The sequence below is a fragment of the Streptomyces sp. NPDC059534 genome (genome assembly GCF_042743475.1).
Lineage (GTDB): Bacteria > Actinomycetota > Actinomycetes > Streptomycetales > Streptomycetaceae > Streptomyces.
On sequence record NZ_JBHWAQ010000005.1, the window covers coordinates 138,815 to 150,837 of the forward strand.

Sequence of the window (12,023 nt, forward strand, 5' to 3'; positions counted from 1 at the left end):
CTTCACCATGCGTGCCGACCATCGGCCGAGTACGACCGGTACGGCGACGACGCCGGCGACACGCGGGCGCACGACCGCGCCCGGTCGCCCGGGGCGAGTGAGGAAGAGCGGGTAGGGGGAGTGCTCACCAAGCGGGTGGCGGTGACCGTCCACGCATCCGATCCACTCAGCCGGGCCGGGCTCATCAGCCATTTGCGGCACCAGCCGACCATCGACTACGTGCCCGAGCAGAGCGACGCGGACCGGGAGTCCCCGGCGGTGGCCGTCATGCTCGCGGACCGGATCGACGAACCGACCACCGCGGAGCTGCGGCGGCTGCTGCGCGGCAGGGACCAGCGGGTGGTGCTCGTCGCGCGCGAGCTGCGCGAGCCCGACCTGCTGTCGGTGGTCGAGTACGGGGTACGCGCGATCATCTGGCGGCACCAGGCCACCGAGCAGCGGCTGTTGACCGCGGTGCACAGTGCGGCGCGCGGTGACGGCGAACTGCCGCCGGACCTGGTCAGCCGCCTCCTGAACCAGGTGGGGCGGCTGCAGCGGGCGACGGCGGGGGGAACCGCCGCCGGCGGGGCGGTACCGCTCTTCGGGATGGCGCCGCGCGAGGTGGACGTGCTGCGGCTGCTCGCCGAGGGCCTCGACACCCGGCAGATCGCCGAGAAGCTCGCGTACTCCGAGCGGACCGTCAAGAACATCCTGCACGCCCTGATGACCCGTCTCCAGCTCACCAACCGGGCGCATGCCGTCGCGTACGCGCTCCGCGAAGGCTACATCTGATGATCCACGAGATCGACGAGGCACTGCGCGGTCTGCTCACGCCCGCCGTCGCGGGCGACCTCGCCTTCGACGCGCCGACCCGGGACTGGGCGGCGCGGCGCAACGCCCCGACGCTGAACGCCTATCTGTACGACATCCGGGAGGACGTGGCGCGGCGGGAGCGCGGCGCCCAGGCCGAGCGGGACGTCCACGGGGTCGTGACCCGCAGACGTCAGCCGCCGCGCTGGTTCCGGCTCTCCTACCTGGTGACGGCCTGGACCTCGCGCCCGGAGGACGAGCACCGGCTCCTGTCGGGCGCGCTGGCCCTGCTGCTGCCCCACGAGGTGCTGCCGGCCGAGGCGGTGCCGGAGTCGGTGCGCCGGATCAGTACGGCCCTGCCGATCTCCGTGGCCGTGCCGCCCGCCGAGTCGCGGTCGCTCGCGGACATCTGGTCGGCGCTCGGGGGCGAACTGAAACCGTCGCTCGACGTGGTGATCACCACGCCGTTCCCGGTCGCTCCGGTGTACGACGTGGCACCGCCGGTGACCGAGGCGGAGATCGTGGTGCGCGGGGCGGACGGCGTCCCCGGAGACGCGAGGCCGCGGATCGTGCGGCGCGCGGCGGCCCCGGGCACCGCGTCCGGTGCCCGGGACGGGAGCGGGGCGTGAACGGGCGCTCCGCCGGCGGGGCGGGTACGGACCGTGGCGACGGCGTCCTGGAGCTGATCACGGCGCTGCGGGCGCGGGTCGGCGCTCTCGTGGAGGCCCGCAGCGCCGGGGATCCCACGGCGGGTGATCCGCTGCGCGGCCTCTACGTCACCGCGGAGGCGGCCCGCCGGATCGCTGCGGAGCCGGTGGCCGCGGTGCCGTCGGACACGGTCGGCGGGTCGGCGGAGGAGTGCGGAGCGGTTCGGCTGGCCGCGCTGGCGGGGGCCTTCGAGCTGTCCGCGCTCGACCTTCGGATCCTCGTCGCGGCGCTGGCGCCCGATGTGGACCGGGGCTTCGAGGCGCTGTACGGGTACCTCAACGACGACGTGGGGCGGCGGCGCGCCACCGTGGCGCTCGCGCTCGAACTGGCGGGCTCCGGGCCCTTCGACCCCTTGGCCCGGGATCGTTTCCACCCGGGGGCGCCGTTGCGCTCCGGGGGGCTGCTGGTGGTCGAGGACGAGGACCGGCCGCTGCCGGGACGGGCTCTGCGGGTCCCGGAGCGGGTGGTGGCCCATCTCCTGGGCGACGACGGGCGACTGGACGCCGAACTCATCGGCTGTGGGGTGGAGTTGCTTCCCGCGGCCGAGGCCGCGACGGAGGCGCCCTCGCCGCTCGGCGCGCGGGTCGCCGCGGCCGGGGCCGTCACCGTCCATCTGCGGGAGCGCGTCCCCGGAGCCGCGGCCGACGCCGTCGTGTCGGCGCTGCGGGGGTCCGGGCGGCCGGTGCTGCGGTACCGCCCGGAGGCCGCCGACGCGGTGGCGGCGCGTGCGCTGCTGCGGGAGGCGCGGCTGCGCGGGGCCGCCGTGGTCGTCGAGCCGCTGCCGCCGGAGCCGGGTCCGCTGGTGCGCGCCCTGGCGTCACGCGGGGCGACGGTCGTCCTGGCCGGTACGGACGCCCCCGATCCCCGATGGGCGCCGGAGGCCGAGTTGCTCGCGCTGGACGCCCCGGAGGAGGCGGCGGGTCCCGGTGACCTGTGGCATCGCGAACTCGACGGCCAGGAACGGGACTTCGATCTGGACGAGGCGACCGCGCCGTACCGGCTCAGTGGTGACCAGGTCCGTCGGGCGGCGCGCTCGGCGCGGGCGCTCGCCCTGTTCGAGGGCACCGCGTCGCCGACGCTCGCGCAGGTGCAGCGCAGCGCCCGGCTGGTGTCCGCGCCGCTGCTCGACAGCCGTGCGCGGCGCATCCGGCCGACCGTCGGTTTCGGTGATCTCGTCCTGCCCGAGGAGCCGTTGGGGCTGCTGCACGAGCTGACCGGCCGGGCCCGCCATCGGGACCGGGTGCTCGGCGAGTGGCGGCTGCGCACCGGTGGCGGGCGTGGGCGGGGTGTCGTCGCCCTGTTCGCCGGCGAGTCGGGGACCGGCAAGACGCTCGGCGCCGAGGTCGTCGCGGGCGAACTGGGCCTCGATCTCTATGTGGTGGACCTGTCGGCGGTGGTCGACAAGTACGTCGGCGAGACCGAGAAGAACCTGGAGCGCATCTTCGCCGAGGTGGACCGCACGGACTGCGTGCTGCTCTTCGACGAGGCCGACGCGGTCTTCGGGAAGCGTTCGGAGGTGAAGAGTTCGCACGACCGGTACGCCAATCTGGAGAGCGCCTACCTGCTCCAGCGTCTGGAGGCGTTCGCCGGGATCGCGGTGCTCACCACCAACCTCCGGGCCAACATCGACGACGCGTTCACCCGCCGGCTCGACCTGGTCGTGGAGTTCCCGTTCCCGGACGCCGAGCAGCGGGTCTCGCTCTGGCACTCCTGCCTGGCCGGGACGCCGAAGGCGGACGACGTCGCGGAGGAGATCGCGCGCTGCGCCAAGGAGTTCGAGCTGGCGGGCGGTGCCATCCGCTCGGCGGCGGTGACGGCCGGATATCTGGCGGCGGCGCGGGGCTCGTCGGTGACCGGCGAGGACGTACGGGCCGGGGCGCGGCGCGAGTACCGCAAGGCGGGCCGGCTGGTCCCGGACGCGGGGACGCCGTGGGCGCCGTAGGGGTGTGAGGGACGACGGCGAGGGGGCCACCCGTGCGGGTGGCCCCCTTCCGGCTGCCGGGGACGTCCGCCCCCGGCTCACATGATGGTGCCGCCGACCATCTTCCGGAGCGTCGGCCAGTCGACTTCGCCGGTCGCCTGCAGGCCGACGGCCGCCTGGTACCCGCGGATCTTGTCCTCGACCTGGCTGCTGTAGCGGCTGGGCGTGTCGCGCTGCAGCCGGAAGTGGTCGATGCCGTACTGGGCGTTGGTACGGGCCCGCTGGAAGTCGGCGGCGCTGTACTGGTGGTTGTACGCCGCCCAGAACGCGGCCATCAGCTGGGTCGTCTGCCAGGTGGTCGATCCGTTCTTCACCTTGTCGGGGGTGATGCCCTGGGCCCACAGGGAGGTGAGCGTGGCCGGGCCGAGGGTGCCCTCGCGGTCCGTGTCGAGGATCGCGGCGGAGTTCTTGCCGGTCGCCCGCCCCTCGTCGACGACGGCGTGCTGGTAGCAGGCGAGGGAGTTGCGGGTCGGCGTGTCGATCAGGCCCGGGGTCCAGCCCGGCTTGAGCCTGCAGGGGTTGTCGGTCGCCATGTTCGCGAGGCGTTCCTGGGCGAACTCGACGACGAGGTCCTTCGGGCTGCCCTGCACCCACGGGGGTACGGGCTTGGGGGCGGGCGGCGGCGCGGGCTGCTGTGCCCCGCCGTTGCCGGGGTCCGTGCCGCCCTGGGTGGGTGCGCCGGGCTGCTGTCCGCCGCCGCCCTGACCGCCCGTCGATCCGCCGCCGGAGCTGCCGCCCTGGCCGCCGTCTCCGCTCACCGGCGGCGGCGCCCCGTCGGTGAGGGGCGGAGGTCCGCCGGGGGTCGGCCCGCCGGGAGTGGGTCCGCCGCTGCCGCCGGGCGGTGGCGGCGCGTCGGGGAGCGCGTCCCCGGTGCCCTGCGGCGCGGGGCGGGGCGCGCCGCTGGCCCGGAGGTCCTTGGCGGCGCTGACGATCTTCGGCGAGAAGTTGAACCAGAGCACGACGAAGGCGATGACGGCGGTGAGCAGCAGGCCGCCGACCACCACCAGCCAGTTCGCGAAGACGGGGCGCTGGTCGAACGTGGCGTCGAGGTCCAGGGCGGTGTCGTCGCCCGCCCGCCGGACCGCCACGGTGAACCGGTGCGACTCCTCGCCGCCGGTCCAGCGCACGGCCTGCGGACGCACCACGAGGTCGCCGAAGGCGGCGCGGCCCGGGGCGATCTGCACGGCGTTCGGCCGGACGTCGAAGGTGAGGCGGTTCGCCTCGTCGCGCACCACCAGGGATGCGGTCAGCGGGGTGTTCCCGAGGTTGTCCACGGCGATGCGGGCGCGTCCTCGGAAGCGGCCGAAGAGCGCCGGCGGCAGCACTTCGGCGCGCGTCTCGGTGAAGGGCGTGACGGTCAGCCGGCCCTCCACCACGTCGCGGGCGCCGGAGTTCTCCCGCGGGTCGACCCGGACTCCGTACGCGAGGGGTCCGGCCTCGACGTCCGACGAGCGGGGCGGCGCGAACGAGATCTCGGCGGTCCCCTCGCTTCCCGGGTAGAGGCGGAGGACGTCCGGCTCCACCCGGGACCAGCCCGACGGTTTGCCGACGAGGGAGAGCCGGTACTCCTCGACGGTGTCCCCGGTATTGCGCACCCGCAGCCGGGCGGAGGTCCGGGCCCCGGGCTCGACGGTGAGGTCGGCCGGATCCAGAGAGGTCCACATGGTCATGACCGCAGGCTAGGGGTGGGAAGGTGCCCTCCGGCTGCCCGAAAGTCCCCGCCCGAGGGCAACACGACGTGCCCCGGAGCCCCTTGGGGCATGGGCCGGGGTGCCGCCGCGGCCTGCTCCGAGGGGGTGGAGCGGCTCGGCGCGGGTGGTGCGCGAGGGGGTGTCCGGCCGGTTCCCGGCTCGCCTCCTCGGCCGTACTCTCGCACGCCCGGGCCGTGTGTCAAGGGCGGCTCCCGTCGGTGGCGGTTTGGGGCGCGGACACCGTGCCCGTACGGGCGGGGCGGGGGCCGCGTGGCCTCGGGCCGGCGCGGACGATCGGGCAACGACGCCCGCGTCGGTGACCGTTGGGGCAATGCCGGTTGCCCCCGCGAGCGCCCCTTCTTCCCTGGTCGGGCCCCCGGCGGTGCGGGGAGAGTCGACAGCGTACGACCGCTGTCGACGGCCCGGACGGCACCCGAGCACGGCCCACCTCTCCGAAGGAGCAGTTCCCGCATGCCCACCTACCTGTCCCCCGGTGTCTACGTCGAGGAAGTCGCCAGCGGCTCCCGTCCCATCGAGGGCGTCGGTACCTCCGTAGCGGCGTTCGTCGGGCTGTCGCCGACCGGGCCGCTCAACGAGCCGGTGCTGGTCACCAACTGGTCGCAGTACGTCGCGGCGTTCGGGGACTTCACGGACGGGTACTACCTGGCCCATTCCGTGTACGGGTTCTTCAACAACGGCGGCACCGCCGCGTACGTCGTGCGGGTCGGCGGCGGGGACGCGGAGGGTGCCACGCAGGCCGTCGGGGCGGCCGCGCAGGCCGTTCCGCAGCTCGTCGCGGGCGAGTCCGTCGCGCTCGGCACCTTCCGGGTCGCCGCGATCGCGGCCGGCTCCGAGGCCGGGGGCGCGCTCACCGTCGAGGTGCAGGACGTGGAGGGCGAGGCCGAGCGGTTCAAGCTGGTCGTCAAGGACGGCGAGAAGGTCGTCGAGAGCTTCGACGCCTCGGCGAAGAAGAGCGCCCGCAACTACGTGGTCGCGCAGGTCAAGCAGCGCTCCAAGACCATCGTCCTGGAGGAGGCGGCGGCCGGCGGGCAGCTCGCCAGGCCGGACGCGCAGGCCGTGACCCTCGCCCCGCCGGTGCAGGCGGCCGCGCCCGTCGCGGCGCGGTCCGAGGGATCCGCCGCGCTGGAGTCGGGGCAGTTCATCGGCGACTCCGCCGACCGCACCGGCTTCGGTGGCCTGGAGGCGTTCGACGAGATCAACATGGTGGCCGTGCCCGACCTGATGGCCGCCTACCAGCAGGGCCTCATCGACCTGGAGCAGGTCAAGGCCGTCCAGCTCGGTCTGATCGCGCACTGCGAGATGATGGGCGACCGGATGGCGATCCTCGACCCGCCGCCGTCGCTGAACGCGCGGGACATCCGCAAGTGGCGTCAGGAGATCGCCGGTTACGACTCGCGGTACGCGGCGCTCTACTACCCGTGGATCAAGGCGTTCGACCCGGCGAGCGGCCAGACGCGCACCGTTCCGCCGTCCGGCCACATGGCCGGCGTCTGGGCCCGCAACGACTCCGAGCGCGGTGTGCACAAGGCGCCCGCGAACGAGATCGTCCGCGGCGCGGTCGACCTGGAGCTCCAGATCACGCGCGGCGAGCAGGACCTGCTCAACCCGATCGGCGTGAACTGCATCCGGGCGTTCCCCGGCCGCGGGATCCGGGTGTGGGGCGCGCGGACGCTGGCGTCCGACCCGGCCTGGCGCTACCTGAACGTCCGCCGCTACTTCAACTACCTCGAGGAGTCGATCCTCGTCGGTACGCAGTGGGTGGTCTTCGAGCCCAACGACCCGTCGCTGTGGGCCCGCATCCGCCGCAACATCTCGGCCTTCCTCGTCAACGAGTGGCGGCAGGGCGCCCTGTTCGGCCAGCGCGCCGAGGACGCCTTCTACGTGAAGTGCGACGCGGAGACCAATCCCCCGGAGTCGGTCGACCTCGGCCGCGTGGTCTGCGAGATCGGCATCGCCCCGGTGAAGCCCGCCGAGTTCGTGGTCTTCCGCCTCGCGCAGTTCCAGGGGGGCGGCGGCGAGCTGGAGGAGTAGTCCTCCCCCCGCTCCCTCCACCGCACCACCCGTCCCGTACCCCCAGCCGAGCCCCTCTTCTGAACTGGAGTGACCCGAATGTCCCTCGACACCGGTGACGCCCTCACTACCCACAATTTCGGCCTGCAGATCGACGGCGTCATGGTCGAGACCCTGCAGGAGATCAGCGGCCTCTCGATGGAGCAGGACGTCATCGAGTTCCAGCAGGTCTCGGCGGACGGCAAGCCGATCATCAAGAAGCTCCCCGGCGTGAAGAAGGCCGGCGAGTGCACGGTGACCCGCGGTGCCACGCAGTCCGCCGCCTTCACCGAGTGGATCTCGGCCTCCATCGCCGGCGACATGGGCTCGGCCCGCAAGGACGCGTCCATCATCTTCCTGGACTACCAGCTCAGCGAGGTCAAGCGGTACAACCTCCGCAACGCCTGGTGCACCAAGGTCGAGCTGAGCGCCACCAAGGCCGGCGACGCCGCGGCCCTCACCGAGCAGGTCACCATCACCTTCGAAGAGCTGACGCTCGGCTGATGCGACGCGAGGGATCGGCGGGAGCGCAGCACGACCGCCCACAGGAGCCGCTCCGCACGGAGTTCGAGTTCGAGCTGCCGCGCGGCTTCGTGGACGAGGCCGGCACCGTGCACCGCAGCGGGGCGATGCGGCTCGCCACGGCCAGGGACGAACTGCTCCCGCTCCGGGACATCCGGGTCCGCGAGAACCCGGCGTACCTGTCCGTGGTGCTGCTCGGCCGGGTCATCACCCGGCTGGGCACGCTCCCGTCGGTCCACGACGGGACGGTGGAGAACATGTTCGCCTCCGACCTGGCGTTCCTCCAGGACTTCTACCGGCAGATCAACGCCGAGGGCCACACCCGGGCCGCCGTCGCCTGCCCGCACTGCGAGCAGTCCTTCGAGGTCGAACTGGCCGGGAGCCGCCTGGGGGAATCGTGACGTACGCGGCCGACCGGATCGAGGAGGAGACCGCGTACCTCGCCTTCCACTTCCACTGGGGCATGGACGACATCCTCGATCTCGAACACGCGGACCGGCGCCGATACGTGGCGCAGGTCGCGTCACTGGTGGAGCGGTCACAGGCATAGCAGCGGCAGACGGAAGGGAGGTCGGAGAAGGTGGGCATGTTCGAGAAGTGGCGAGGCGGCCGGAAGTCGCGGGCGACGGAGGCAGATACGCCCCCGCGGGGCGCGGCTCCCGCCGCCCCGGCGGCGGCGCCCGGCGACGCGTGGCTGGCGCTGCCGCCCGTCCAGCGGGTGCTCGACGCCCCGCGCCCGATCGCCTCGCACAGCTTCGCCGCCTCCCTCGCCACCCACTGGAACCCCTCCTTCCACAGCGACCTGGGCCACGGCGCCCTGCCGGACGCCCCCGGCGGCGTACTCCTCGACGCGGTCCGGCCCGTCGGCGGGTCCGGCTCCCGCCCGGCGAGCGGAGAGCTTCCGGGGCTGCGGCTGCCGGTTGCGGGGGCGGCGTCCGCGTCCGCGTCTGCCGTCGATGCGGGCTCGGGTTCGGGTTCGCCTGCGGGTCCGGTCGCGGGCGCGGCCGGTAGGACGGTCGGCGGTCCGGCGCCGGCGCCGGCCGTGCAGCGCGCGGCCCGGACGTCCGGGCCGGTACGGGCCGTGACGGCCGCTCCGGTACGGGACGGCAGCGGGTCCGCCACGCCCGGAGGCGGTACGGGACAGCCCTCCGCCTCGGCCGCCGTGGCGGGGACGGCACCGCGTACGGGGACGCCCTCGGCCGGTGGGGGCACGAGCCCGGCCGCCACGGGCACGACCTCGGCGCCGACGGGGACGACCCCGGCAGGTGGTGCGCCCCGGCAGCCCGTACGTCCCTCGCCCGCACGGCGCTCGCCGCTGGTCTCCGCCCGGCCGGCCGAGCCGACGCGCCGCCTGGTCCCCGCCGGTACGGCCCGGCGGGCCGACTCCGGGGCCGGCCCCCTCCAGCGCACGGTGGACCGGACCCGTACCCCCGGGAACGGGGCGACCACCCCGGCCGGAGCGACACCCGCCGGCGCGCCCGCCATCGCCGCACCGGAGCCCTCGGGCTCCACGCGGCCCCAGATCGTCCCGGGCCCTGCTTCCCCCGCTGGGCCCGGGACTCCCGTCGGCGCGCTGGACACGCCGCTCCAGCGCCGCCCCCCGGTACGCCGTTCACGGCGGGCCCCGGGAGCCGACTGGACGACCACGGCGTCCGCGCCGCCGACGGCCCCGCAGGCCCCGTCCGGTGCTGCCCCCGCGGCCGTCCCGCCCGCCCGCGCGGCGGCGTCCGCGCCCCCGACCGCTCCGGCACCCCGGGCGAACCCGCCGGCCCGGCCCGGCCTCGGCGCGCCCGTGCAGCGCACCACCGCCGAAGCAACAGGAGCCGAGTCGTCCGATCCTCGGAGGAACCCGGCATCACGACGGTCTCCGATCGGGGCGCCGATCACACCGTCGCCCACCGTCCCGGAAACCTCCGGGACGTCACGTGCCGCGTCCGCCGGGGGCACCCCCGGGATCCAGAGGACACGTTCGGATGCTCCGGTCACCGGTGGCGCCCCCGTGCCGCCGTCGGTCCCGCGTACGACTTCGAAGCCTGTCGCCGCCCCGACGGACGGGACCGCCTCCGCCGGGACCATCTCCGCCGGCCGGACGGTACGTTCGGCCGCGTCCGCCACCGGCGGCACCGCCGTCCCGGCGCCCGTCCAGCGCACCACGACGAAGCCGGAAACCTCCCCCGCTCCGGGCCCCGCCTCCGCCGGGGGCGACCGAGGGAATCCGTCGGCACGGTCGGCCGCCGCCACCGCGCCGGCGTCCCTCCCGCGCGCGACGGCGTCCCATGGCTCCCCGGAGACGCCCGCCGTGCGTCCGCACAGCGCCCCGCCGAAGGCGCACCCCTCGCCGACCGCCGCCACCACACCCGGCACTCCGGCTCTTCCGCAGGCGCAGACCGCGCCGGCGGGGCAGCGACCCGTCTCCCCCCTCGCACCGACCGTCCAGCGGGCAGCCGCCCCGGTCCCGGTCACGCCGTCCTCCGGGCCCGACCACACGGCCGACTCGCGGACGCCGTCGGCGTCGGCATCGGCATCGGCGTCCCGAGCGGCCGACCACGCCACGCCCCCTCCGGCCGCCCTCCCGCCCACCGCCGGGCCCAGTGCTCCGGCGACGGTGCGGACGCCGACGAACTCGGCCGCGCAAGGCCCCGCCGTACAGCGCGTGGTGCCGCCCGGTACGCCCACGGCCGGCGCGCCGATCATCCCCGTGGGGCCGCCCGTACGGAACATCCCCGGGGCACCGGCGATTCAGCGCTCCGGCCGCCAGGCCGCACCCCGGTCCGGGGCCCTCACACCACCCGCGCCCGGCGAGGCGCTTCCCGTCGTGCAGCGCGCGACGGCCCCTCCGCGCGCGCAGGGCCCGGCCGATGCTCCCGCCGTGTCGACGGCGGCAGCGCACCCGGCGGGTCCGCACGCCACGCCCTCGGTGCCGTCCGCTTCGCGCGGCCCCGCGCAGCCGGTGGCCGGGGGGGACGTGCCGCTGGTGACCGTCGTCGACGTGCCCCGGGCCGCCGCACCGGCCGTGCAGCGGCGTGCGTCGCTGCCGCTCGCCACCGGCCGCCCGCTCGCACCGAGCCTGCCGGGGGCGGCCGGCACGCCCGTCGCTCCCCGTACGGGAGGTGCCGGAGGTCCCTCCTCCGCGCCCCTCGCCCTGCCAGGAGCGCCCGCCGCGCCAGGCGCGCCCACGACTCCCGGCACGTCCGCGACGACCGGCGCACCCCTCGCGTCCCGACCCGCCGTGCCGCTGTTCCAGGCCCCGGCCGCCCCCGCCGTACAGCGGAGCGCCGCCGCGCCCATGCGTGCCGCCTCCGGTGCGGAGTCCGGGCACACGCCGTCCCGGCCCACGGTGGTCCCGCTCGCCGCGCCCGCGGCCGTGCGGCCCGTGGCGCGTCCTGTCGTCGTGCAGCGGCAGAGCGCGCCCGTGGTCGCACCGACGCCTGCGGGGGCCACCTCCGCCGCGCCCGGGCCGGCGCCGGTCGTGCCGGTGGTGGCCCCCGCACCGCTCCAGCGGACGTCGGCCGCGCCCCCCGCGGGTCCGCGGCCGCCGCGGGCCGCCACGGTGACGCGTACCGCGCCCGGTGCGCCCGCCGTGCAGCGGACGGCCGGACCGGGGGCGCCCGACACGGAGTCGCCCAGCCAGCTCGACGAGTTGGCGCGCCGGCTCGTGACGCCGCTGTCGCGCCTGCTGCGGGCCGAGCTCCGCGCGGACCGCGAGCGGGTGGGGCGCTTGAGAGACCACGGCCACTGACCGGCCCGTCTCCGCGGGCGCCCGCCCGGACCGATCGCGAACGAAGACCGCCGCCCGACACCCTCTACCCGAGAGACCCGCATCATGCCCACGCAGCTGGACCCCGCATCCACCGTCTTCTTCAAGCTGACGATCGACGGGCAGGACCTCGGCCTGTTCAACGGCTGTGACGGTCTTTCGTCCGAGGTGGAGGTGGAGCAGCGCCAGGAGGGCGGGAACAACGGCTTCGTCTGGCAGCTGCCGACGCGGGTCACGTTCTCCACCATCCGTCTGACGCGTCCGCTCACCCCCGACACCGCCAAGGTCGCCGCCTGGATCTCCTCGCTCGCGACGGGGATCACGCGGCCGACGGCGCAGATCGCGGCGCTGCGGGCCGACGGGTCGGTCGTCGCGCAGTGGGGTCTGGTGGAGGTGCTGCCGGTCCGCTGGACGGGACCGACCCTCGATCCGGCCAGCCCGGCGGTGGCGACGGAGTCCCTGGAGATCGCGCACCACGGCTTCACCGACGCGGGCGGCGCCTGAG

General features: G+C 75.4%; 10 protein-coding genes. 9 read left to right on the plus strand and 1 reads right to left on the minus strand.

Annotation, left to right across the window (positions count from 1 at the left end; translation table 11 throughout):
* The first annotated feature begins 120 nt into the window (after positions 1 to 120).
* The 3 genes from ACFVZH_RS08310 to ACFVZH_RS08320 are packed head-to-tail and all read left to right on the plus strand — an operon-like array spanning position 121 to position 3,439.
* Positions 121 to 771 (plus strand): response regulator transcription factor, encoded by a 651-nt coding sequence (locus ACFVZH_RS08310; protein ID WP_384894542.1) that lies wholly within the window; start codon positions 121 to 123, stop codon positions 769 to 771.
* On the plus strand, positions 771 to 1,418 hold the full coding sequence (locus ACFVZH_RS08315) for a DUF4255 domain-containing protein (protein ID WP_384894544.1): 648 nt from the start codon (positions 771 to 773) through the stop codon (positions 1,416 to 1,418). Before ACFVZH_RS08310 ends, ACFVZH_RS08315 begins: the two co-directional genes overlap by 1 nt.
* Positions 1,415 to 3,439 carry an ATP-binding protein gene (locus tag ACFVZH_RS08320; RefSeq protein WP_384894546.1) on the plus strand — a complete coding sequence of 675 codons (2,025 nt, stop codon included), beginning with the start codon at positions 1,415 to 1,417 and terminating at the stop codon, positions 3,437 to 3,439. The genes ACFVZH_RS08315 and ACFVZH_RS08320 overlap by 4 nt, the downstream gene beginning before the upstream one ends.
* Before the next feature lie 77 nt (positions 3,440 to 3,516).
* Here ACFVZH_RS08320 and ACFVZH_RS08325 read toward each other — a convergent pair whose 3' ends face one another.
* Positions 3,517 to 5,148, minus strand: coding sequence for a peptidoglycan-binding protein (locus ACFVZH_RS08325; RefSeq protein ID WP_384894548.1), 1,632 nt, complete (start codon positions 5,146 to 5,148; stop codon positions 3,517 to 3,519).
* Between the two features lie 492 nt (positions 5,149 to 5,640).
* On the opposite strand from ACFVZH_RS08325, the gene ACFVZH_RS08330 reads away from it, so the two are divergent.
* From ACFVZH_RS08330 to ACFVZH_RS08355, 6 genes are all read left to right on the plus strand, one after another.
* Positions 5,641 to 7,221, plus strand: a complete 1,581-nt coding sequence (locus tag ACFVZH_RS08330; RefSeq protein ID WP_384894550.1) for a phage tail sheath family protein — start codon at positions 5,641 to 5,643, stop codon at positions 7,219 to 7,221.
* A 78-nt stretch (positions 7,222 to 7,299) separates the two neighbouring features.
* A complete protein-coding gene (locus ACFVZH_RS08335) occupies positions 7,300 to 7,743 on the plus strand; it encodes a phage tail protein (protein ID WP_384894552.1) in 444 nt (147 codons plus the stop codon).
* Complete coding sequence (locus ACFVZH_RS08340; protein WP_384894554.1) at positions 7,743 to 8,162, plus strand: hypothetical protein; 420 nt, start codon at positions 7,743 to 7,745, stop codon at positions 8,160 to 8,162. The genes ACFVZH_RS08335 and ACFVZH_RS08340 overlap by 1 nt, the downstream gene beginning before the upstream one ends.
* Positions 8,159 to 8,311, plus strand: a complete 153-nt coding sequence (locus tag ACFVZH_RS08345; RefSeq protein WP_167346856.1) for a DUF6760 family protein — start codon at positions 8,159 to 8,161, stop codon at positions 8,309 to 8,311. Before ACFVZH_RS08340 ends, ACFVZH_RS08345 begins: the two co-directional genes overlap by 4 nt.
* Before the next feature lie 36 nt (positions 8,312 to 8,347).
* Complete coding sequence (locus ACFVZH_RS08350; protein WP_384894556.1) at positions 8,348 to 11,500, plus strand: hypothetical protein; 3,153 nt, start codon at positions 8,348 to 8,350, stop codon at positions 11,498 to 11,500.
* A gap of 84 nt (positions 11,501 to 11,584) precedes the next feature.
* Positions 11,585 to 12,022, plus strand: a complete 438-nt coding sequence (locus ACFVZH_RS08355; protein ID WP_367826902.1) for a phage tail protein — start codon at positions 11,585 to 11,587, stop codon at positions 12,020 to 12,022.
* The last annotated feature ends 1 nt before the right edge of the window (position 12,023 follow it).